Annotated in this window: 22 protein-coding genes; 10 read left to right on the top strand and 12 right to left on the bottom strand. The window is 68.9% G+C overall.

The window, feature by feature from the left end:
- Positions 1 to 44 precede the first annotated feature (44 nt).
- Positions 45 to 332, bottom strand: coding sequence for a co-chaperone GroES (locus HG421_RS00815; RefSeq protein ID WP_003483210.1), 288 nt, complete (start codon positions 330 to 332; stop codon positions 45 to 47).
- A 450-nt stretch (positions 333 to 782) separates the two neighbouring features.
- On the opposite strand from HG421_RS00815, the gene HG421_RS00810 reads away from it, so the two are divergent.
- The 6 genes from HG421_RS00810 to accC all read left to right on the top strand — a co-directional run bounded on the left by HG421_RS00810 (position 783) and on the right by accC (position 8,471).
- On the top strand, positions 783 to 2,558 hold the full coding sequence (locus tag HG421_RS00810) for an endonuclease (protein ID WP_168968384.1): 1,776 nt from the start codon (positions 783 to 785) through the stop codon (positions 2,556 to 2,558).
- Between the two features lie 246 nt (positions 2,559 to 2,804).
- A complete protein-coding gene (gene cutA, locus HG421_RS00805; RefSeq protein WP_168968382.1) occupies positions 2,805 to 3,128 on the top strand; it encodes a divalent-cation tolerance protein CutA in 324 nt (107 codons plus the stop codon).
- 16 nt (positions 3,129 to 3,144) lie between these two features.
- A complete protein-coding gene (locus HG421_RS00800) occupies positions 3,145 to 5,463 on the top strand; it encodes a protein-disulfide reductase DsbD family protein (RefSeq protein ID WP_168968380.1) in 2,319 nt (772 codons plus the stop codon).
- A gap of 468 nt (positions 5,464 to 5,931) precedes the next feature.
- Positions 5,932 to 6,378 (top strand): type II 3-dehydroquinate dehydratase, encoded by a 447-nt coding sequence (aroQ, locus tag HG421_RS00795; RefSeq protein WP_168968378.1) that lies wholly within the window; start codon positions 5,932 to 5,934, stop codon positions 6,376 to 6,378.
- Between the two features lie 97 nt (positions 6,379 to 6,475).
- The gene (accB, locus tag HG421_RS00790; protein ID WP_168968376.1) at positions 6,476 to 6,967 is read left to right on the top strand and encodes an acetyl-CoA carboxylase biotin carboxyl carrier protein; all 492 of its coding nucleotides are present in this window, start codon (positions 6,476 to 6,478) and stop codon (positions 6,965 to 6,967) included.
- Positions 6,968 to 7,103: 136 nt separating this feature from the next.
- Positions 7,104 to 8,471, top strand: a complete 1,368-nt coding sequence (gene accC / locus HG421_RS00785) for an acetyl-CoA carboxylase biotin carboxylase subunit (protein WP_104621603.1) — start codon at positions 7,104 to 7,106, stop codon at positions 8,469 to 8,471.
- 363 nt (positions 8,472 to 8,834) lie between these two features.
- On the opposite strand, the gene HG421_RS00780 is transcribed toward accC, so the two are convergent.
- Both HG421_RS00780 and HG421_RS00775 read right to left on the bottom strand, forming a co-directional pair.
- Entirely contained in the window at positions 8,835 to 9,200 is a 366-nt protein-coding gene (locus HG421_RS00780; RefSeq protein WP_168968375.1) for a hypothetical protein, read from the bottom strand.
- Positions 9,197 to 9,991 (bottom strand): hypothetical protein, encoded by a 795-nt coding sequence (locus HG421_RS00775; protein ID WP_429001930.1) that lies wholly within the window; start codon positions 9,989 to 9,991, stop codon positions 9,197 to 9,199. Before HG421_RS00775 ends, HG421_RS00780 begins: the two co-directional genes overlap by 4 nt.
- Positions 9,992 to 10,413: 422 nt before the next feature.
- On the opposite strand from HG421_RS00775, the gene prmA reads away from it, so the two are divergent.
- Entirely contained in the window at positions 10,414 to 11,334 is a 921-nt protein-coding gene (gene prmA, locus HG421_RS00770; protein WP_168968371.1) for a 50S ribosomal protein L11 methyltransferase, read from the top strand.
- Positions 11,335 to 11,490: 156 nt separating this feature from the next.
- On the opposite strand, the gene HG421_RS00765 is transcribed toward prmA, so the two are convergent.
- Complete coding sequence (locus tag HG421_RS00765; protein ID WP_168968369.1) at positions 11,491 to 11,988, bottom strand: hypothetical protein; 498 nt, start codon at positions 11,986 to 11,988, stop codon at positions 11,491 to 11,493.
- Positions 11,989 to 12,132: 144 nt separating this feature from the next.
- Here HG421_RS00765 and HG421_RS00760 point away from each other — a divergent pair, with 144 nt between their 5' ends.
- The 3 genes from HG421_RS00760 (at position 12,133) to fis (ending at position 14,058) form a co-directional block, all read left to right on the top strand.
- A complete protein-coding gene (locus HG421_RS00760; RefSeq protein WP_168968367.1) occupies positions 12,133 to 12,510 on the top strand; it encodes a helix-turn-helix domain-containing protein in 378 nt (125 codons plus the stop codon).
- 214 nt (positions 12,511 to 12,724) lie between these two features.
- Positions 12,725 to 13,669 carry a DUF3426 domain-containing protein gene (locus HG421_RS00755; RefSeq protein ID WP_168968365.1) on the top strand — a complete coding sequence of 315 codons (945 nt, stop codon included), beginning with the start codon at positions 12,725 to 12,727 and terminating at the stop codon, positions 13,667 to 13,669.
- Positions 13,670 to 13,785: 116 nt separating this feature from the next.
- A complete protein-coding gene (fis, locus tag HG421_RS00750; protein ID WP_011035757.1) occupies positions 13,786 to 14,058 on the top strand; it encodes a DNA-binding transcriptional regulator Fis in 273 nt (90 codons plus the stop codon).
- Between the two features lie 87 nt (positions 14,059 to 14,145).
- Here fis and HG421_RS00745 read toward each other — a convergent pair whose 3' ends face one another.
- The 8 genes from HG421_RS00745 to HG421_RS00710 all read right to left on the bottom strand — a co-directional run bounded on the left by HG421_RS00745 (position 14,146) and on the right by HG421_RS00710 (position 22,123).
- On the bottom strand, positions 14,146 to 15,120 hold the full coding sequence (locus tag HG421_RS00745; RefSeq protein ID WP_168968363.1) for a phosphatidate cytidylyltransferase: 975 nt from the start codon (positions 15,118 to 15,120) through the stop codon (positions 14,146 to 14,148).
- Complete coding sequence (locus tag HG421_RS00740) at positions 15,117 to 15,749, bottom strand: lysophospholipid acyltransferase family protein (protein WP_168968361.1); 633 nt, start codon at positions 15,747 to 15,749, stop codon at positions 15,117 to 15,119. The genes HG421_RS00745 and HG421_RS00740 overlap by 4 nt, the downstream gene beginning before the upstream one ends.
- On the bottom strand, positions 15,746 to 16,390 hold the full coding sequence (locus tag HG421_RS00735; protein ID WP_168968359.1) for a CDP-alcohol phosphatidyltransferase family protein: 645 nt from the start codon (positions 16,388 to 16,390) through the stop codon (positions 15,746 to 15,748). Before HG421_RS00735 ends, HG421_RS00740 begins: the two co-directional genes overlap by 4 nt.
- The gene (locus HG421_RS00730) at positions 16,390 to 17,898 is read right to left on the bottom strand and encodes a TIGR04222 domain-containing membrane protein (RefSeq protein WP_168968357.1); all 1,509 of its coding nucleotides are present in this window, start codon (positions 17,896 to 17,898) and stop codon (positions 16,390 to 16,392) included. The genes HG421_RS00735 and HG421_RS00730 overlap by 1 nt, the downstream gene beginning before the upstream one ends.
- Complete coding sequence (locus tag HG421_RS00725) at positions 17,895 to 18,338, bottom strand: hypothetical protein (RefSeq protein ID WP_168968355.1); 444 nt, start codon at positions 18,336 to 18,338, stop codon at positions 17,895 to 17,897. The genes HG421_RS00730 and HG421_RS00725 overlap by 4 nt, the downstream gene beginning before the upstream one ends.
- On the bottom strand, positions 18,335 to 19,672 hold the full coding sequence (locus HG421_RS00720) for a phosphatase PAP2/dual specificity phosphatase family protein (protein ID WP_168968353.1): 1,338 nt from the start codon (positions 19,670 to 19,672) through the stop codon (positions 18,335 to 18,337). The genes HG421_RS00725 and HG421_RS00720 overlap by 4 nt, the downstream gene beginning before the upstream one ends.
- A complete protein-coding gene (locus tag HG421_RS00715) occupies positions 19,669 to 21,423 on the bottom strand; it encodes a bifunctional alpha/beta hydrolase/class I SAM-dependent methyltransferase (RefSeq protein WP_168968351.1) in 1,755 nt (584 codons plus the stop codon). The genes HG421_RS00720 and HG421_RS00715 overlap by 4 nt, the downstream gene beginning before the upstream one ends.
- An 85-nt stretch (positions 21,424 to 21,508) precedes the next feature.
- The gene (locus HG421_RS00710) at positions 21,509 to 22,123 is read right to left on the bottom strand and encodes a CDP-alcohol phosphatidyltransferase family protein (protein ID WP_168968349.1); all 615 of its coding nucleotides are present in this window, start codon (positions 22,121 to 22,123) and stop codon (positions 21,509 to 21,511) included.
- Positions 22,124 to 22,153 lie beyond the last annotated feature (30 nt).

The following is a 22,153-nucleotide window of genomic DNA, read 5'->3' as shown; positions in this document are numbered from 1 at the left end:
GATTCCCAATTCCCTACTCCCGATTCCCGGCGCATAGCGCCTGATCAGCCGATGACGGCCAGAATGTCGTCTTCGCGCAGCACCTTGTACTCGACGCCTTCGGACTTGTAGCTGCTGCCGGCGTACTGGCCGTAGATGACCTTGTCGCCAACCTTGACCACCGGCGCGCGCAGGCTGCCGTTGTCCAGCGGCTTGCCGGCGCCGATGGCGACGACTTCACCCTTGGTGGACTTTTCCTTGGCGGAGTCCGGGATCACGATGCCGCCGGCGGAAACTTCGTCGGCTTCGATCGGCTTGACTACAACGCGGTCGTGAAGCGGCTTGATGCTCATTGAGAAAGACCCTCTTAAGTGATTGATTGGTCTGGAAATTATCGGCGATGTTAGCACTCGTACATGACGACTGCCAGCACAGCGCGCGGAAAAAACCCGACAGAGCGGGTGCGGGCCAGAGATTGTGCTGGGCAGGCGGGTTTCAAGGGCTGGGCGCAAAAAATTTTCATCCGCTCGACACGCGGGGGCCACCGTGCAGCCGGGCAAGGCATGAAGGATGGGGCCGGGTGCATGCGCCGCGACGTGCCGGGCATAGCCACGCGCGGGCGCTCGCCTGGCGTGCAGCCGGCGCCGGTGATCGGGGCGGCTTGGCGCGCTGCACCGGATCTCGCCACGCCGTGGCACCCTGCCCTCCGAGTGACCATTGCCCTGAAGTGGAACCAGGTTCCACCGGTTGTCATGCACAGGCTCTACAGTCGGCAGCGCATTCCCGATCACAAGGAGCTGTCGATGAGGTTGCCGTTGCGTCGTCTTCCGCTGGTCTGCGCCGTTGCGCTGGCCGTCCCCACCGCCCACGCCGCGGTGTTCATCAACGAACTGCATTACGACGACGCGGGCGCCTCCGGCGACACCGGCGAAGGCGTGGAAGTGGTGGCCACCGCCGGCGAATCGCTGAGCGGCTACCGCATCCAGCTCTACAACGGCAGTACCCCGGGTGCGGCCACGGTCTATGCCACCACCGCGGTACCGGCCGGCAACCTGGTCAGCTGTGGCAGCCAGGTGCGCATCGCCACGGTGAGCTACGCCAGCAACGGCGTGCAGAATGGCCCCAACGACGGCGTGGCGCTGATGGATCCCAGCGGGCGGCTGGTGCAGTTCCTCAGCTACGAAGGCACCATCACCGGCAGCGGCGGCGCGGCGGCCGGGGTCACCAGCCAGAACCTGCCGGTCAGCGAGAGCAACAGCAGTGCGGTCGGCAGTTCCCTGCAGCTCACCGGCACCGGCAGCGCGGCAGCCAACTTCAGCTGGGCCGGCTCGGCGGCGCAGACCTTCGGCGCCTGCAACCGCGGCCAGAGCTTCAACGGCAGTGGCGGTGGTGGCGAAACCGGCGCCGCACCGACGATCACCAGCACCACCCCGACCCAGGGCGCCACCGGCTTCCCGGCCGCCGGCGATCTGGCAGTGGGCTTCAGCGAGGCGGTGACGCTGGGCAGCGGCGCCTTTGCGCTGAGCTGCGCCAGCTCCGGCACGGTGGCGCTCAGCCATCCAACCAGCGGCACCCGCTTCACCCTGTCCACCAATACCGCGCTGGTGGGCGGCGAGCGTTGCACCCTGGCGATCACCGCCAGCGCCATCCGCGATGCCAGCGGGCTGAGCCCGGCGGCCAATCAATCCATCGCCTTCACCGTGGCCACCGCCGCCGGCGGCGGCACCGGCTACTACGCGCGGGTGAACACCACCAGCCCCAGCCAGCTGCGCTGCTCGCTCAACGCCACCATCCGCGGCCACACGGTCTACCCGTACAGCGGCACCGGCACCAGCACCTGGACCATCCTGGAGATGGCCGACGAAGACCCCAACAACAGCGGCCGCATCCTGGACGCCTACCGCAACCGCAGCTATGCCAAGGTCAGCGACCGGGCCGGCACCGGCAGCGGGCTCACCTACAACCGCGAGCACACCTGGCCCAACTCGCTGGGCTTCGGCAGCGCCACCGGCGACCGCGGCCTGCCGTACGCGCCCTACACCGACACCCACATGCTGTACCTGACCGACACCGCCTTCAACGCCGACCGCGGCAACAAGCCCTATGCCACCTGCACCAGCAGCTGCGGCGAGCGGGTGACCGAGGTCAACGACGGCAGTGGCGGCGGCAGCGGGCGCTATCCGGGCAATTCCAACTGGGTCCGCACGCCGGACGGCAACAGCGGCAGCTTCGAGGTGTGGGGCCGGCGCAAGGGCGATATGGCGCGCGCGGTGATGTACATGGCGATCCGCTACGAAGGCGGTACCGATGCGGCCAGCGGCCAGTCCGAGCCGGACCTGGAGCTCACCGACGACCGCAGCCGGATCGTGCAGACCGCGTCCTCGCCGGCCTACATGGGCCTGCTGTCCACGCTGCTGGCCTGGCACCAGGCCGATCCGCCGGACGATGCCGAGCGCGCCCGCAACCAGGTGATCTTCAGCTTCCAGGGCAACCGCAACCCGTTCGTCGATCACCCCGAATGGGCCACCGCCGGCCTGTTCAATTCGGCCAAGCCGGCCAGTTGCCAGCTGGCCAACTGAGCGATACCGGCCCGGCGCGGGATGCGTCGGGCCGGTGCGCCGTGCCTGCGGAGCCGTTCTTGCGATGACCACGTGCTGCCACGCCGGCAGTGCGGGCACCCGGGTCGATCACTGCAGGGTGATCACCTTCAGTTTCTGCTGGCTTTTCGCACCCCCACTGCCACGCCAACCGGGGGCGAAATGGATGCCGCGATCCGGAACCCCCGGTCGATCCCCCGCAGGCAGGGGATTACACTGCCGGGTCCGATGACTGCCTCTTGCCTCCATCTGTTGCTCAGCACCTGCCCGGATGCCGACAGCGCCGACCGTATCGCCCATGCTCTGCTGGACGAACGCCTGGCCGCCTGCGTCACCCAGCTGCCCGGCGTGCAGTCGCTGTATCGCTGGAACGGGGTGATCGAGCGCAGCACCGAAGTGCAGTTGCTGATCAAGACCTGGGAAGACCGCCTGCCGGACGCCATCGCGCGGCTGCAGGCGCTGCATCCGTATGAACTGCCGGAGGCGGTGGCGGTCCAAGCCAGCGCCGGGCTGCCGGCCTATCTCGACTGGGTCCGGGCCGAAACCCGCTAAGGAATCCTCAACCTCCATGAAGTCCCTGTCCCGCTGGATCGCCCGCCGCATCGTGTTGACCGCCCCCCTGTTTGCCGCGTCGCTGGCGCTGGTGGCGCCCGCCGCGCAGGCGGTCAGCGAAGCCGACCTGCTGCCGGTGGACCAGGCCTTCGTGCTGAGCGCGCAGGCCGACAGCCGCGACAGCATTGCGCTGCAATGGAAGATCGCGCCGGGCTATTACCTGTACCGCCACCGCATCAGCGTCAAATCCGGCCAGGGCTTTGCCGCCGGCGAACTGGCGCTGCCGGAGGGCCAGAGCAAGCACGACGAGTTCTTCGGCCAGGTACAGACCTACCGCAAGCAGTTGCAGGCCACCCTGGCCGGCAGGGCCGAGCCGTCGCTGCAGACCGCGGTGCTGCAGGTGCAGTACCAGGGCTGCGCCGACGCCGGCGTGTGCTACCCGCCGCAGCGCCGCGAGATCCGCGTCAGCCTGCCCGCCAACGCGGCATCCGGCGCATCTGCCACCGCCCCGCGGCGCGAGAACCTGGGCGCACTGGTGCCGCGCAACCCCTCCGGCCCCCGGCTGTTCGGCGCCAGCGGCCAGGCCGCCGGCATGGAGGCACTGCCGCTGCCGGCCGAGCAGGCGTTCACGTTCGAAGCCATCGTCGGCGACGGCAACAGCCTGCTGCTGCGCTTCACCCCGGCGCCAGGCTACTACCTCTACCGCGACCGCACCTCGCTGGCGGTAGAAGGCAGCAGCGGCGTGCGCACCGGCCTGCCGCGCTGGCCGCAGGGCAAGACCCACCGCGACGAGCACTTCGGCGATGTGGTGGTGTATTTCGACCAGGCCGAAGTCACCCTGCCGCTGCTGCGCGAACGCGCCGACCCGGCACGGGTGACCCTGGTGGCCACCTTCCAGGGCTGCCAGACCGATGGCATCTGCTATCCGCCGATGACCCGCCGCGTGGCGCTGGACCTGCCCGCCGGCACGGTGTCGCCGCAGAACCAGGCGCAGGCCGCGCCGCTGATGATTTCGCCGCTGGCCGCCGGGCAGACGCCTGCCGAACCGGCCCCGGCCACGCAGGGCGCGACGCGTGCGACGGCCGACGCTTCGGCCGGCAACCCGCAACGCACCCAGCCGCCGCATACCGACAAGGGCCTGCTGGCGATGCTGGCGCTGGCGCTGCTGGGCGGGCTGGTGCTGAACCTGATGCCCTGCGTGTTGCCGATCCTGTCGCTGAAGGTGCTGGGCCTGGCGCACAGCGGCGAGAGCCGCAGCCACGCGCGCAGCCATGCCATCTGGTATTCGCTGGGCGTGCTGGTGTCCTTTGCGGCTGTTGGCGGGCTGGTGATCGCGCTGCGCGCGGCCGGACAGGCCGCCGGCTGGGGTTTTCAATTGCAGCAGCCATGGTTCGTGGCCGCGCTGGCCTATCTGATGTTCGCAGTCGGCCTGAGCCTGTCGGGCGTGTTCACCCTGGGCAGCAACCTGGGCGGCATCGGCCAGTCCCTGGCCGCGCGCAACGGTCCGCTGGGCGATTTTTTCACCGGCGTGCTGGCCTGCGTGGTCGCCAGCCCCTGCATCGCCCCGTTCATGGGCACCGCACTGGCGTATGCGTTCACCGCGCCGGCACTGCTGGCGATGCTGGTGTTCCTGGCGCTGGGCCTGGGCCTGGCGCTGCCGTTCCTGCTGATCGGCTTCATCCCCTCGCTGGCCCGGCGTCTGCCCACGCCCGGCGCGTGGATGGAAACGCTCAAGCAGGTGCTGGCGTTCCCGATGTACCTCACCGCGATCTGGCTGCTGTGGGTGCTGGGCAAGCAGCGCGGCGTGGACGCCGTGGCGCTGATGCTGGTGGGCGCCACCTTGCTGGCACTGGGCCTGTGGTGCTTCGAGCGCAGCCGCTGGCGCAGCCATCGCCCCGGCATGCGTCTGGCCGCGGTGATGCTGCTGCTGGCCATCGTGCCGGTGGTCGGCGTCACCCGCCTGCGCCTGCCGGCCGCCACCGCCGCCAGCGACGGCGTGGTGGCGTTCTCGCCGCAGTTGCTGGACCGCCTGCGCGCGGACAACCGCGTGGTGTTCGTCAACATGACCGCCGACTGGTGCGTGACCTGCAAGGCCAACGAAAAGAACGTGCTGGGCAGCGCCGAATTCCGCGACGCGCTGCGCCGCGTGGATGCGGTGTACATGAAAGGCGACTGGACCAATGTCGACCCGGCCATCAGCACCTTCCTGGACCAGCACCAGGCCGTGGGCGTGCCGCTGTACGTGGTGTACGGCCCCGGTGCCCCGCCGGCGATCCTGCCCACCGTGCTGACCGGCGCGATCACCGAGGATGCGCTGCTGCGCGCGGCGCGCTGACGCAGCGGTTGGAATGGGCCCGCATCCGGCGCGCCACAGCGCCTGCGCGGTAGCGCGGGCCATATGCGTGATCTGCACCGGAGGCGGTGATGCCCCTGCGCTCCGACCTCGATGGCACTGCACGACATCAGCGGGCGACACCCGAACTGCTGCCGCGCGCACACAACGCCGACACGCTGCAGTGGACCATCCACTGGCGGCACATCGACCACTCAGTCGTTGGAGGCATGCATCGTCGCGCAACGACACGGCAATGCTGAACACAGGCCATGATCGGTGGCCGCAACCCGTCGCGGCCGTCAGGCCCCTCAAACCTGACCAGTCAGGTCGCAATGCCCGCCGCGCCTGACGCCGCCGGCAACCACCGCCGCGATTCAATCGATCGTTTAAAACAGCTATAACTTCTGCTATCTGGACAGCATCGGCGACATCGCGCAGACTTCCGGCCTCTCCACCATGCTGGATGTCATGGCCCACCTGCTGCTGCTGCATGGCCCCAACCTCAACCTGCTCGGCACCCGCGAGCCGGAGGTCTACGGGCGCACCACGCTGGCGCAGATCGACGCCGCCCTGGTGGACCGCGCGCAGGCGGCCGGGCATGTGCTGAGCTGCCTGCAGTCCAATGCCGAGCACGTGCTGGTGGAGCGTATCCACGCCGCCCGCGAGGACGGCACCGCCTACATCCTGATCAACCCGGCCGCCTTTACCCATACCTCGGTGGCGCTGCGCGATGCGCTGCTGGGCGTGGATCTGCCGTTCGTGGAGATCCACCTGTCCAATCCGCATGCGCGCGAGCCGTTCCGCCACCACAGCTATCTCAGCGACAAGGCCGACGGGGTGATCTGCGGCTTCGGCGCCGACAGCTACCGGCTGGCGCTGGAAGCGGTGATCGCGCGCCTGGAGCGCGACGCATGACCCCTGCCATCCCGACGCCGGCCACCGCGCCGACGGTCTGACCCCATTCCGCCGGCACCCGCCGGCACTCTCCACCGATTCACCTCAAGAGGCCCTCATGGATCTCCGCAAAATCAAGAAACTGATCGACCTGCTCGAAGAATCCAATCTCGCCGAAATCGAGATCAAGGAAGGCGAAGAAAGCGTGCGTCTGGCCCGCGTGCCCAAGGGCACCCAGGTGATGAGCGCACCGGTGCAGCAATACGCACCCGCGCCGGCCGTGCAGGCGCAGGCCCCGGCGGCGGCCAGCATGCCGATGCATTCGCCCACCGAGGCCTCCACCGGTGGCGCCAAGCACGCCGCCGCGCTACCGGAAGGCCACGTGTTGCGCGCGCCGATGGTCGGCACCTTCTACACCTCCCCGTCCCCGGACAAGCCGGCCTTCGTCAGCGTGGGCCAGCAGGTCAAGGTCGGCGACACCCTGGCGATCATCGAAGCGATGAAGATGTTCAACCCGATCGAAGCCGATGCCGCCGGCACCATCGTCGCCATCCTCGGCGAAACCGGCCAGCCGGTGGAATTCGATCAGCCGTTGTTTGTGATTGGCTGATTTGGCGGGACCCGGGACCCGGGACCGGGGACCCGGAAAAGCGAAAGCGACGCTGATCACCGCGACAGCTGCTTTTCCGGGTCCCCGGTCCCCGGTCCCCGGTCCCGAACACCCCCTGCGTTCGGAATCCCATCCCATGCTAGATAAAGTCGTCATCGCCAACCGAGGCGAAATCGCGCTGCGCATCCTGCGCGCGTGTCATACGCTCGGCATCCGCACGGTCGCGGTGCATTCCACGGTCGACCGCAACCTCAAGCACGTGGCCATGGCCGACGAGTCGGTGTGCATCGGCCCGGCCGCCTCCAGCGACAGCTACCTCAATATCCCGGCGTTGATCGCCGCGGCCGAGGTCACCGATGCGCAGGCCATCCACCCCGGCTACGGCTTCCTGTCGGAAAACGCCGACTTTGCCGAGCGCGTGGAAGAATCCGGCTTCATCTTCATCGGCCCCAAGGCCGACACCATCCGCCTGATGGGCGACAAGGTCGAAGCGATCCGCGCGATGAAGGCCGCCGGCGTGCCGTGCGTGCCCGGCTCGGGCGGTCCGCTGGGCGATGACATCGTGGCCAACACCAAGATCGCGCGCGAAATCGGCTACCCGGTGATCATCAAGGCCGCCGGCGGCGGCGGCGGACGCGGCATGCGCGTGGTGCATTCGGAAGCGGCGTTGAAGGCGGCGATCGAAACCACCAAGTCCGAAGCCAAGGCCGCTTTCAGCAACGATCAGGTCTACATGGAGAAGTTCCTGGAAAATCCGCGTCACGTGGAAATCCAGGTGCTCGCCGACGGCCAGGGCGGTGCGATCCACCTGGGCGAGCGCGATTGCTCGATGCAACGCCGCCACCAGAAGGTGGTGGAAGAAGCCCCGGCACCGGGCATCACCGAGGAACTGCGCAATGAGATCGGCAAGGTCTGCGTGGATGCCTGCATCCGCATCGGCTACCGCGGCGCCGGCACCTTCGAATTCCTGTTCGAGAACGGGCGTTTCTACTTCATCGAAATGAACACCCGCATCCAGGTGGAGCACCCGGTCACCGAGCGCATCACCGGCATCGACCTGGTCTGCGAGCAGCTGCGCATCGCCGCCGGCCACAAGCTCAGCATCAAGCAGAGCGACATCGTGCTGCGCGGGCATGCGATCGAATGCCGCATCAATGCCGAAGACCCGGAAACCTTCATGCCCAACCCGGGCCTGATCACCGCCTTCCATCCACCGGGCGGCCCGGGCGTGCGCGTGGATACGCACATCTACAGCGGCTACAAGGTGCCACCGAACTACGACTCGATGATCGGCAAGCTGATCGTGCACGGCCCGGACCGCGAGACCGCCATCGCACGCATGCGCGTGGCACTGAGCGAGATGGTGGTGGACGGCATCAAGACCAACATCCCGTTGCAGCAGCGCATCATGCGCGACAAGGGCTTCCAGGCCGGTGGGCAGAACATCCACTACCTGGAGAAGCGCCTGGCCGAGCGCAAGAACAAGTCGATCGCGTTGACCTGATCACAAGCGCCATGGCGTGCAACGAAGCCCGGGAAACCGGGCTTTTTTGTTTGCTCCCCGGTGCATCGCGCCGACACCGCGTTTCGCCGCCAGCCCTGCAGCCAGCCGGTCCATGCGTGGGAGCGCTCCAGGGCGCCGCCGGGCTCTGGCGATAAAGCCCGGTCGCGCCCGGCTGCGCTCCCACGGAGTCCGAGGGTTCGACGCCCGGATGGCGCACGCCAGCGCCGGATCCCAGGTGCAGGCGCTCGGTCGTCTGCACACGTGAAATGGCTACCGCTGCAGCCGCACCTAGCCACCGTTGCCGCCTGCGCGACCGCAGATACAGCGGCTGCGGCCGTGTCCACGCGCGACGCGCTGCACCGTTCAACGCCGCGGCGCAGGCGCCTGCTGGCTGCCCGGCACCGGCACGATGCCGCTGGACGAGGCCGGATCGACCACGGTCATGGTTTCGGTGGACCCATCCGGCCACACCACCTGGAAGGTGGAGCCCGCCGGCAGCGTGGAGAACGGCATCGCACTGCCTGCGCGATACACCGCCGCCACCTGGCTGGCGCCATGCCGGCGCTGCTGTTCGTCGGCGCCGACGGTGGTGGACCTGATCGACAAGGGCTGATAGCGGTGATCGGCGGTATCGATCATCACGATGCCCACGGCCGCAGCCGAATACGCCACGAACAGCGCCACCCACAACCAGAACTTGGCGCCGTGCGCCCATCGACGGTAATTCATGACTGCGCTCCCGGCCCGGATACCAGTGTATCGACCATCTCATCCACCCTGTCTGCTCCCTGCCGCGGTACCGCGGCATCGAATACGAACGACACAAAATCCTGTGCGCCTTCGCGCGAGCAGATGCCCGCGTTGGCGCAGTAACTGGTGACCAGCGTGCTGTCGGCGCTGCAGTCCAGGCCCAGGCGGCATGCGGCCACCTGCCAGGCGAGCTCGGCGAACTGGTCGCCAGCCACATACCCTTGCAGACTGTCGTCGCCGCTGGCGCGTGCGCCCATGGCAGGCGACAGCGCCAGATACGCCTCCGGGTCGCGCGAGGCCAGCACGCGCTGCACCAGCGCGCGCTTGTAGGTCGGCGTTGCCTGCAGCGGCTCGCCCAGGGCCAGCAAGGCCGCCTCGGCGGCCAGGCTGCCGCCGCGCGCGGCACGCAGGCGCTGTTGCGCCACCAGGCGCGGGCCGAGCCCATCGCTGGGCGCAAAACCGGCACACCGCTGCGCCACCCGATCGCGCGCGGCGTGCATGGCTGCCACGCCTGGCGTGGCGTGCGCGGCGATCCACGCGCTATCGGCGGCATACCCGGCCGGGCTGGCGGCGTAGGGCGCGCAATAGTCGTACACCCGGCTCAAGCGCCACCCGGCCTGCGCATCGCCGGCGTGCACCTGCTGCTGCAACTGCTGCGCGTAGCGGTACAGATCCGGCTGCGCATCCACCGCATCGCGATACCGCAAATGCAGGGCGTTGCCGTGTTCACGCTGTGTGCGCGCTGCAGGCGCGGCAGCTGCGACGTGCATGACGCCGTTGCCGAGCGGCGCGGCGTCGGTGACCACCGCCGTGGGTGGCGCGCGCAGCTGCCACCACCCTGCCGCCGCGAGTGCGGCGGGAGCGAGCAACAGCCAGAGATGGCGGGCACGAGCAAGCGGCATGACAGCGGCAACCCAGCTACGGACACACCCGCAGCGACGGCGCGGAGTCTAGCACCCGGCCGTGCAGCCAGCCGCCACCAAGCGGGCGCCGCCGCGCGGATCTCCAAGGGTGAAACATCCATGCGGTGAGGCGCTGCGCGCGATGGATGTGGGTGGCGCCCCACGCATGTTTGGTTGCACGCAAACGCAACCAGCGTCCTGGCCGGCATGCGCGCAGCGGTGCCTGCAGGCGGCAGCGGGCCGGCGCGAATGGTCTACGATGCACGCCTTCACTGTTACCGATCGCCACGATGCCGTTTCTTGAACTGACCCTGCCCTGCTCCGAAGCCGCCCAGCCCCGCTTCCAGACCGCACTCGAAGAGGTCGGCGCGCTGGCGGTGACCCTGCTCGACGCCAATACCGATGGCAGCAACGACCACGCCCTGCTGGAACCGGGCGTGGGCGAAACGCCGCTGTGGCAGGAACTGCAGATGACCGCGCTGTTCGATGGACAGAGCGACCCGCTGCAGGTGCTGGTGGAACTGGAAGGGTTCGACCCGGAGCTGGACTGGGGCCGGGTGGCGTTTCGCATGGTCGAAGACAGCGACTGGATCCGCGCGTGGATGGATCTGTTCAAGCCGATGCAATTTGGCACGCGCACCTTCATCGTGCCCTGGGATCAGGAGCTGCCCGAGGCGGCCAACGCCCCGGATGCGGCCGTGGTGCGGCTGGACCCGGGCCTGGCCTACGGCTCTGGCAGCAACCCGACCACCGCCCTATGCCTGCGCTGGCTCGACAGCGTGGCCGCTACCGGCGAACTGCAAGGTGCGCGCGTGCTCGATTTCGGCTGCGGCTCGGGCATTCTCGCGCTGGCCGCGCTCAAGCTGGGCGCTGCCAGTGCGGTCGGGGTGGACTATGACCCCCAGGCGCTGCTGGCCACGGCCGAAAATGCCGAGCGTAATGGCCTTCAGGCACACCTGATTGCCTGCACGCCGGAGGACGAGCCGGTGCAGACCTACCCGGTGGTGGTTGCCAACATCCTCGCCAAGTCGCTGGATGCGCTGGCCGAACTGCTGGCCGCGCGCGTGGCCCCGGGTGGCCGCCTGGCGATGTCCGGCATCCTGCACGGGCAGGAAGACGAGCTGCTGGAACGTTATGCCCCCTGGTTCGAGCAATTGCGTTGCGAACGCGAGGAAGACTGGATGCGCATCGACGGCGTGCGCCGCCACTGAGCCAGCCAGGGCACGCACGTGCCTTGGGGCGAGTGCCACCCGAGTGCGCAGCAACTGTCGCCGGCAACGCCAGGCCTACGCTGGCGCCCCGGCTCACCCCCGGCAGCGGGCGCAACGCAGGCTCGGCGCATCACCTGCCTGACGTGCGCCAGGCGCTTACCGCTGCGGGCGGCCGGCGCGGATCTGCGCGGTGGTCACCGCATCGTTCACGCTGATCGCACGCAGCCGGGTCACCGGTTGCCAGCCGGCGCGCAGCAAAGCGTCGCCGCGCCAGCGCGCGGCGTGCCGGCCTGCCCGCACACGCAACACCAGCTCGGCCACCAGCAGCACCGCCCAGGCGCTCAGCGACCATGCCTGGGCGCCGGCGAGCGCCACGCCGGCGGCCAACACCGCCAGCAGGCCGCCCACTCCCAGCAGCGGCCACTGCCGATACCGCAGCGCCCAGCCACGCGGCGCCAGCGCCGCTGACCAGTGCGCGCCCTCGGCGATAGCGGTCCAGTGCTGCCCGCGTTGCCACACCTGGTAACAGGCGGCACCCCGGAACCGCTGCACCGCCGGATCCAGCGGCGAATCGGCCCGCCATGGCGCCGGCGCCGGGGGCGTCTGTGCCGACCTGCGGCGGATTGGGGGAGTGACAGGCTCGACCATGAACATCCTCCTTGAGTTCGCTGTGATCTGGTCATCAATGGCGGCACGACAGTATCGCAAACATATGCCGATATGAAAGACATACGAACTATCCCCGAGCGCTGCTAGGGCTATATCTCCCGGCCCTGTCCACCTCACGATCGGTGCCGTGTGAGCAAGCTGTACGAACGAGTACGCGAAGCCCGCAGCTTCACCAAGCTGACCCAGGAAGCCCTGGCCGGCGAGCTGGGCGTCACCCGCAGTGCAGTGGCGCAGTGGGAAATGGCCGAGGGCACCGCACCGTCGGTGGAGAACCTGATCGGCCTGGCCAAGCGCAGCGGCATGGCCTTCGAATACCTGGCCACCGGCCGCGGCGAACGGGTGTTCGGCCCGCCGGTGTCGGCCATCGCCGAAGAGCCGGCGCAGTACCGCCGCCTGGACGACCAGCAGCGCGTGTTGCTGGCGCGCTTCGACACCCTGGCGCCGCGGCAACGCAGCGGGCTGCTGGATCTGTTGCAGGCCGAGGGGAAGACGCGGCGGCGGCGGTGAGAGTCGGGATTCGGGATTCGGGATTCGGGAATCGGGAATCGGGAATCGGGAATCGGGAATCGTTGGAGCGTGCGTCGGTTGCTGGATGTTGCCAGCGGTCCTGCAGCTGGCAGATATGCAGTGATGCGATGCGATGCGGCACGGCTCGCTTTGTGGTGTTCGCGCCTGAAGGCGCGCGTGGTTGAATAGGGTCTTCTTCGCTGCACGCCTGCCGATGTCCGAGACTCCGCCACCGCGCCGCCCTCTGGCCACGTTCCTGCGTGCCACGCCTGCTGCCCCTGCGCTGATTCCGACGCCGGCGGTGCCGCCCACCGAGCCGCCGGAGCAGGCGCCGCCCGCGCCGGTGGCCGAGCTACCGCCAGCTCCTGCCCAGCAGCCGGTTCCCGCACCGCTCTCGCCGCTGGCACCAGCCCCCGACGTTGGCGTGCCGGACACCGCGCGCGGTGACGGCGTGCAGGCTGTGCCAGGAGCCGGCGTCGCCGCAGGTCCGGTAACGACGCAGCAGGCGACGCAGCAGACGATGCCGGCCACCGGCCACGACGCCGCTGCGGCCGACGCCGATGCAACCTGGGAACCGGATGCCGCGGCCATCCATGCCGGCACGCAAGCGCCTGGCGCCACGCCGCTGCTACCGTTGCCCACGCCCACTGCCCCGGCGTTTGCGCGACGTGGTCTCAGCCGGCCGCGGCTGCGCGCCAGCGGCCGGCAATGGGCACTGCTGGTCGGCCTGGTGGGCGTGCTGGCGCTGCAGATCGTCATTGCCGACCGCGCGCACCTGGCCGGCGATGCACGCTGGCGGCCGCTGGTGAGCGCCACCTGCACGGTGCTGCGCTGCAGCCTGCCGGCATGGCGCGAACCGGCCGCGCTGACCCTGCTCAACCGCGAGGTGCGACCGATGCACGGGATGCCCGGCGTGCTGCAGATCCAGGCCAGTTTCCGCAACGATGCGCGCTGGGCGCAGGCCTGGCCCTGGCTGCAGCTGTCGCTGTCCGACGCCGATGGGCGGGTGATCGGCACGCGCGTGCTGGCCCCACAGGAGTACCTGGGGCAGGCGCCGGCCGAGCAGGACACGCTCGCACCCGGCCAGGCGGTGCAGGTGGCGTTTCGCGTGCGTGAACCGGCCGCAAGCACAGCCGCCTTCAGCTTCGATTTCCGCTAAGCGAGCGCAACCTGCGGCCGATGGCCACATGGGCGTGGCGAGCGCGGAGGTCACGCGCTAGACTCACTCCCCCTCGCCGGCCACGCGTCCCGGCTTCGTGACACTGGGAACTTCCTTTGAACGCAGCCCCCTCCCGCCCTGACAGCAGTCGTGGCGCCCCCAAGTCGCCGCTGCGCGAACACGTGGCGCAGTCCGTGCGCCGTTATCTGCGCGACCTGGACGGCAGCGATGCGGACGACGTGTACGAGATCGTGCTGCGCGAAATGGAAATCCCGTTGTTCGTCGAAGTGCTCAACCACTGCGAAGGCAACCAGAGCCGCGCCGCGGCGATGCTGGGCATCCATCGGGCGACGTTGCGCAAGAAACTCAAAGAGTATGGGCTGACGTAAGCAGGGAGTCGGGATTGGGGAATCGGGAATCGTAAGGGCGGCGCTGCATCGCTGATAGTTGACGTGCGCGATGGTGTGCTCCGGCCTCTACGCCCAGCCATAGCGGATCAGATGGAAGAACACCGGGGCGGCGAAGCACACCGAGTCCAGGCGATCGAGCACGCCGCCGTGGCCTTCGATCATGTGGCCCCAGTCCTTGATGCCGCGGTCGCGCTTGATCGCCGACATCACCAGCCCGCCGAAGAAACCCATCAGGTTGGCCACCAGCGCCAGCCCGAATGCATGCCAGGGCGCGAACGGGGTGATCCACCACAGCGCCATGCCGAGCAGGCTGGCCGACAGCACGCCGCCGATGAACCCCTCCACCGTCTTGGACGGCGACAGCTTCGGCGCGATCAGGTGCCGGCCGGCCAGCTTGCCCCAGACGTACTGCAACACGTCCGAGGACTGCACCACGATCACCAGGAACGCGATCAGCAGCAGGTTGCGCCCGGCATAGCCAGGGATCTCGAGGTTCAACAAGGCCGGTACGTGCGAGATGCAGAACACGCAGATCATCAGGCCCCATTGCACCTTGGCAGTGCGCTCCAGATAGCGCGTGGTGTCGCCGCCGATGGTGGCCAGGATCGGCAGCACCAGGAACGCGTAGACCGGAATCAGCAGCGTGTACATGCCGTACCAGCCGGTCCACACCAGCCCGTACTGCCAGGGCAGCACGATGTAGAACGCCGCCAGCAGCGCGTAGTAATCGCCGCGGCGGGTGGGCGTGAGCGTGATGAACTCGCGCAGCGCAAACAGCGACACCAAGGCGAACAAGCCGATCACCCCGGCGCGCCCGAAGACGAACGCGATCCCGACCACCCCTGCCATGACCCACCACGCGCGAATGCGTGCGACCAGGTTGTCCAGCACTGCGCTCGGGCGTTCGCGTGCGCGCCACCGCAGCGTTTCGGAAATCAGCGTGGCAATGATCAGGACCAGTGCGATGCCGCTGAACAACCACAGCGTCTGCTGATGCATCGAAGACTGCTGCAACTGGCCGCTGTACAGAGACAGGCTCATGCGCGCGCCTCCAGCTGGTCCGGTGACAACGCCAGCAGCGCCTCACGCGCACGCGCCAGAAACGCGTCCTTGTCTTCGTCGGCATCCAGCCGCAACGGTGCACCGAAGGTGGTGGTGCACAGCAGCGGCAGCGGCAGCCACTTGCCCTTGGGCATCACCCGCTTGAGGTTGTCGATCCACACCGGCACGAACTCCAGTTCCGGGCGTTGCCGCGCCAGGTGATACAGCCCACTCTTGAACGGCAGCACGCCTTCGTCGGGATTGCGCGTGCCCTCGGGGAACAGGATCAGCGAATCGCCGGCATCCACTGCATCGCACAGACAGTCGATCGGGTCGCGGGTACGCCGCGCCGCATCGCGCTCGATCAGCACGCCATTGAACACCGCATGGATCAGATAACGCCGCAGCGCAGTGCGTTGCCAGTAATCGGCCGCGGCCACCGGGCGCACTTCATGCCGCAGGCTGGCCGGCAACGACGACCAGATCAGCACGAAATCGCCGTGGCTGGCATGGTTGCCGTAATACACGCGGCGCTCGTTGGATGGCGCGCAGCCACGCCACAACGCGCGTGCACCGGTGAGCGTGCGGATGGCGCCGCTGCAGGCGCGTGCGATCAAGCGGGCAATCATGTCTGCTCCAATGTGCGCACGATCGTGCGCAGCCGTAGCACCACCGTCAGCAACGCACCGGCGATCAACACCGCCAGCGCGCCGCTCAGCAACCAGGCCGCGCTACGCGGCTGGCCGATCCATTGCAGCGGCACCGCCAGCAGGGCCGCCAGCGACAACCAGTGCATGCGCTGCACACGGCTCATCGGCCCCTGCCGCGGCTCCGGCGTGCCACAGGCCAGGCCCAGCATGCGCACATAGGCGGTGGCCACGCAGCACAGCGCCGCAGCCCATCCCAACTGCGCAGCCCACGGCAGGCCCGGCTGCAGCCCATACCCCAGGCCCACGCACACCAGCACGTCGGACAGGCGATCCGGCGCGTCGTTGTAGACCTCTCCCGCGCGCGAAATCATGTGCGCCTGACGCGCCAGCACACCATCCATGCGATTGCACCACAGCCGCCCCTGCAGGCCGAGCACGGCCAGCAGCAATGGCATCACCCCTTCGCGTGCGGGAGCACTCACGCCTACGTAGAACATCAGCCCTGCCACGGCGGCAAAGGCGATACCCACCCACGACACGCCATTGGGCGTGGCCCCGCGCCCGCGCAAGGCGCGTGCCCAGCGTCGCCGCCATTGCTGCCGTTGCCGTGCGCGTTGCATCAGTCGCCTCCTCCGCCACAGCCACCGCAGCCACCACCACCGTCGCCGCCCCCATCACCGCCGCTGTCGCCCCCACCTCCACCGCCGCAACTGCTGCTGCCACTGTCACCACCGTGGCCATGCGGCCCACGCAGGCTGTGGTAGTCCGCCCAGGGCGTGCCGATCAACACCACCGTGCCGTACAGCGCCAATGCGTCGCCAACATTGCCGGGATCGCCGCCGATACGCGCGGCATCGCGCGGCTGTGCCTGACGCAGCGCCTGCAGGCGCGCATCGCCGGTCAGCGTGCGGCGCACGGGCACCAGCGCAAATCCCAGCACCAGCAGCGTGACCAGCACCAGCAGGCAGAGCAGATACCCGATCGGGTGATGGCCCTGCACGCCGATGATCAGCTTGCATAGGCCAAGCAGCCACACCAGCGCCACCGGCACGGTGCACGCCAGGCGAACCCTGTACGACGCCCATTGGCTCAGCCACAGGCCCTTGTCGATCAGGCACTGCTGCAACGGTGCGGCCAGCGCGCGTAACGCGCGCAGGGCCAGCACCGGGTCCTGCGTGCTGCGCAGGATCTGCAGCGCCGGTTGCAGCGCAGGCGGCACTGCCACCTGCGGATGACAGCGCACCCGTTGACGGGCCGGTAGCGCTTCATCGCGATCCAGAGACACGGCATTGCGCACCAACAACTCGGTGAACCACAGGTCGGCCACGCGAGCGGCGCCGCCGCTCAGATAGGCCAGCTCGCCGGGCTCCAAGGCTCCGGCGGTGCGACCGCGCCGCAGCACCCGCCGCAACCACGCCGCCATTGACCAGGCCAGGCCGATCAGCGTGATGAACACCGGCAGGAAATAGACGCCGCGCCAGTGCAGCAGTGACACGGCATCGCCATTGGCCGAGCGGCAGACCATCGCCACGACCACCGCGGCGATGGCCCACCCGATCACTGCGCGCGGCGATCCGCGCCGCGGCCCGGATCGCCGCGGTGTGCCACGCAAGGCCTGCAAGGTGGCTTCGGCGCTGTCGCCGCGCGCTGCAGCCGCAGCGGGCAGGTGCAGGCGCACTGGCGGCCACCACTGCGCCGGTGGCTCGCCGAAGTGCAGGCGATAACGCTGCAGCGTGCGCTGGTATTGCGCCTGAAACTGCGCCTGGTCGCCCGCGCCTCCGCGACCGGGTGGATGATGCAGCGTGGTCTGCAGCACCTGCGGGCAGAACCGCTGCCAGTATTCGCGGGTGTCGGTCAGATGCGTGTGCCAGACCTGATCGACCAACGGGCTGGGCGTGACATCGTGGGTGTCGGTGCAGGCCAGAAAGCAGAACCGCCGGTACTCTTCCACCAGTTCCTGCGCCTGTGCCACGCTGCAATGCGCCTGCCTGGCCACGCGCCGGATGAAGGCCGGCAGCGCCTGTTCGTCCTCGCCAAAGCGGTCACTGCGCAGCCGTTGCCATAGCGCCAGCTGCGCCGGTGTGGCCTGCAGCGGCTCGCACTGCCCGGGGCCTTGCGTGCTGCTCATCGAAAGATCCTCAACGCCAATGCGGCCGCAAACAACAGCAATTGCGCCATCACGCTTGCCAGCTGCCAGCGCAGCAGGCGACGCATGCCGTTCCAGCGCGCTGCCCAGTCGCGGCTGGATGGCGGTGTCGCCACCAGGCCAATGGCCTGCATCGCCGCATCGAGCTGCTGCGCGGCGTCCTGCTCGCTGCCGCCGTGCCCTAGATGCGCGATCGTGCCCTCCAGCAGGTCCGCATCCAGGCCCACCCGAAACGCCCAGTAGCGTTGCACCACGCCGGCCGCGGCGCTCAATGCATAGCCGACCTGGATCAACGGCGGCGCGTCGGCCACGCCGAGCAGGGCGATCGCCGCAGCCAGCAGCACCAGCGAAAAGCGATCCAGCGCTGCGCCCTGGCGCAGCACCGCGCGCATGGTGGCCAGCGTCATCAGGGAGGTGTTCATCGTGGTCTCCGTTCCGGCACGGTGTCGTCGCTGTCATGGCCGCCGCACGCCGCCACGATGGCCGCGCGATGGGCGTGCCCAAGCACGATCGTCGGGCGCACTGCGCGCAGCTGCGCAATGGCCGCATCCACGTCCCGGGCGCGGCCGCTGCGTACCAGCCAGCTTGCAACGCTGGCCGCACTGCGCGAATAGCCCAGCGCGCAACACACCAGCACCGCGCCCTGGGTGCGGGCGGCTTCGATGGCGTCTGCGGCTGCCGCCAGGCTGGCGGGCGGCGGCGGCACCAGATCCAGCATCGCAATGACCTGGTCGTGCGGGCGTGCTGCGCGCAGCGACAATTCGGCGCTGAGATCCACCACTGCAGCAAACCCGGCGCGCTGTGCGGGCAGTGGAATGCGGCCCAGCCAGACGTCATCGCAGACCATGCGCGGGAGCGGGTCGCGGCGCGTCCACACCCGCGCGTTGCACCAGGCGGCCAGCAGATACGGCGCGAACAACCAGCGCGCGGCCAGGCTCAGGCGTCCATCGCTGCGTTTTTGAAAGCCGAGCGGGCCAAGCGCTGCGTAGTTCAACGCGACCAGGCCCAGCGACAGGCTCAGCCACAGCGCCCACCACCCGGCGCCGCCGCTCCATCGCGCCAGCGCCGCGCTGATGAGCGCGCCCGTCAGGTACGCCGCAGCCAGCTGCCAACGGCGTGCCTCGCGCGCCGGCCGCGCCTGTGCAAAGGGCGCGGCAATGCGCTCGGGCCACAGCCACACGCATAGCCAGCCGGCCGCCAGCCCGGTGGGGATGTCCAGAAAATGATGCTGATACGTGGTCAGCACCGACACCCCGATCAGCGCGAACCAGCCGTGCAACAGCCAGCGCCACATGCCGGGCAACTGCTGCGCATAGCGCACCCACAACACCACCAGCAGCACGACGTGCAGCGATGGCGCCTGATTGAAGGGTTTATCGAAGCCCAGCAACAGCGCGAACAGCCAACCGAATACGCCGTCGGTTTCCGGCCGCACGAAGCTGTAGCGCAACGGCCACAGCAAAAAGCAGGCGACGCAGAGCAGCTGTGCACTGAGCAGGCGCAGCGCATGCGTATCCAGTTCGCGCCGGGTGCGGCAGACGAAGAACGAGGCGGCGTAGAACAGGTCGATCGACCAATACGGCACGATGGTCCACGGCCAGAACGGCATGCCGTGTTCCCAGTCGAACACCACCGAGGGCACGCTGCCCGCGCGCCCGGCCAGGGTATTGGCCAGACCGTAGCTGAGAAAGAAGAACGGCCCCAGCACTGCCAGCCACAGCGCGGCACGGCCGGTCGGACGCGCGCCTGGCGTCATGCCTGGATCCGCTGCGCCAGCGACACGGTGAAGATGCCGAATGCATCGATGCGCTGCGCCAGCTTGGCAAATCCGGCCGCTTCCACCAGGCCATCCATCTCCTGCTGGCTGCGCCGGCGCATCACCCATGCCACGCCATCGCGATGGCTGGTCAGCGCGCGCGCGATGAACTCCAGCTGCGGATGCCATGGCTGGCCGGTGTAGAGCAGATAGCCACCCGGCTGCACTGCGGCGGCCAGGCCGGCGAGCGAACGCGCCACCTGGTCGTTGTCGGCAAACAGCTCGTACAGGCCCGACACCACCGCCAGGGTCGGCGCCGGCTGCACCGCCGCCAATGCCGCCGGGTCGAAGGCATCGCCGTGTTCGAAGCGGGCGATATCGTCGGCGCCCAGCGTGCGGATCAACACACTGCCCTGGGTCACGTTGAGCGGGCTGAAGTCGCGCAGCACGATCGCATCGGCGCGTTGCGCACCGCTGCCCAACGCTTCCAGCACGTAGCGGCCATGGCCGGCGGCCACGTCCAGCACGCGCACCGGCTGGCCTGCCTGGCGCAGCCGGCTGGCGGCATCGCGCAGCAACTCGCCCAGGTGCGCGCCACGGATGCGAATGCCGCGCCAGCCGATCGCATCGAGATACGTGCGGTCGATCAGGCGCCCGAGCGGGCCGCGTCCGCGTGCCTGGTTGCGATAGATGTAATCCAGCGTGCTGCCGGAATCGAAACCGGTCTGCAGGCCCAGCGCGATGCCCTCGGACAGCGTTCCTCCCAGGCGCAGACCCGCCCGCACGCCGCGCCAGCGCAGATCCTGCAGGCTGTTGCGTTGCGGCGGCCAGGCCAGCCGCTCGGCCTCGTCGAAACTGGGCCCGGCACGATGCGCATCGCGCAGGTCGGCGCGCATCGGCGGCTGTTCGAAGCGTGCCTGCACGAACGCGCGGATCGGCGCGATCGCCAGCGCGCGGTCGCGCTCGCCCAGGGTGTCGTGGAAGAACCCGGGCAACCAGTGCCGTTGCTTGATCGGCGAGCGCAGGTTTTCGTAGAAGCGGTCCTGCGGGCCGCGATGCACCACCAAGTCCGCGCCGGACACCAGCAACTGGGTCGGCACGGTGATCGCCTGCGCATCGGCCACCACGCGATCTGCGGCCGCATACAGGCCCAGCAGCACGCGTACCGAGATCGGGCGGGTGATCAACGGATCGCTGCGGTAGCTTTCCACGCGCTGCGCGTCATGCGTCAACCACTGCGGCTTGACGTAGCTGTTGACGAAGAAATTGCCGCGCAGCGCATGCATCAGCGTCAGCCCTGCGCGTGCGAACGGCACGTACAGCTTGACCTTGAACGCCGGCGAGGCCAGCACCAGCGCGCGCAGGGGTGGCGCGTAGTCGTGCACCCAGGTCGCCGCCACCACCGCGCCCACGCTTTGTGCGATCACCGCGATGTCCTGCACCGCAATGCCCTGCGCGCTGCCCAGATGGGCGATGAAACTGTCCAGGTCGCGCACCAGCGCCTCGAAGCCGGGCGCATCGCCGCGCGCGCCCGGCGAGCGGCCATTGCCGCGCGCATCCCAGGCGAAGAACTGCGCATCGGGCAGATCCAGCTCCTCGGCCAGATGCACCACCCGGCCGGAATGCTCATGCCCGCGATGCAGCAGCACTACCGCCTTGGGCGCCGCGCCCGATGCCGCTGCCGGCCAATGCCGATAAAACAGCGAGGCACCATCGAAACTGGCGAACTGCCGCTCTACAACCTCACTCATGGGATCATCCTGAAAGAGAACAATGGTGGCAGCGGTCGTGCCGATGACGGCGCGGCCGGAGAGTTGGTGGGCAACCGCGGCGCGCTCAGCCGGCCGGCGCCTCTGCCAGCCCGGCATGCACCCGCCGCCCTACCGTGGCCAGGCAGGCAATGCACAGCGCCATGGCGACCCAGGTGACACCACGCGGCCCCAGCAGTCCGCAGGCCAGGCCCAACCCCACCGCGCCGATGAGGAAGGCACGGTCGCTCTTGCCCATCGGCCCGTCGTAGCGACGGCTGGCACCGACCATCAGCCCAAGCACGCCGGCGTATTCGGTCAGCGCCGCCAGCAGCGCAAACAGCCACAGCCAGTGCGCGCCCACGCCCGACACGCCGAGCAGGCTCAAGTACAGCGCTGCATCGGCCACCACGTCGCATACTTCGTTGAGGTAGGCGCCCAGCCGCGATTGCTGGCCGAACTCGCGCGCCAGCATGCCGTCGATGGCATTGAGGCCCATGCGCAGCAGCATCCATACCGGCAGCAGCAGGTAGAGCCAGGGCAAGTTGGCGCCGGCGCGGTAGACCACCGCTGCCACCAGCAGCGACACCGCGGCCGCGGTGAGTGTCACCTGGTTGGCGGTGATGCCGCCGCGATACAGCGCGCCCACCATGGGCCGCAACAGCGCCTGGAAGCGTCCCTTCAATGCATAGATCGAGGCCATACGGGGGTGTTGAGTCCATTCGAGCGCTGG

The organism is Xanthomonas campestris pv. badrii, assembly GCF_012848175.1.
Classification (GTDB): Bacteria; Pseudomonadota; Gammaproteobacteria; order Xanthomonadales; family Xanthomonadaceae; genus Xanthomonas; species Xanthomonas campestris_C.
This window is presented reverse-complemented; position numbering and strand designations above follow the sequence as displayed.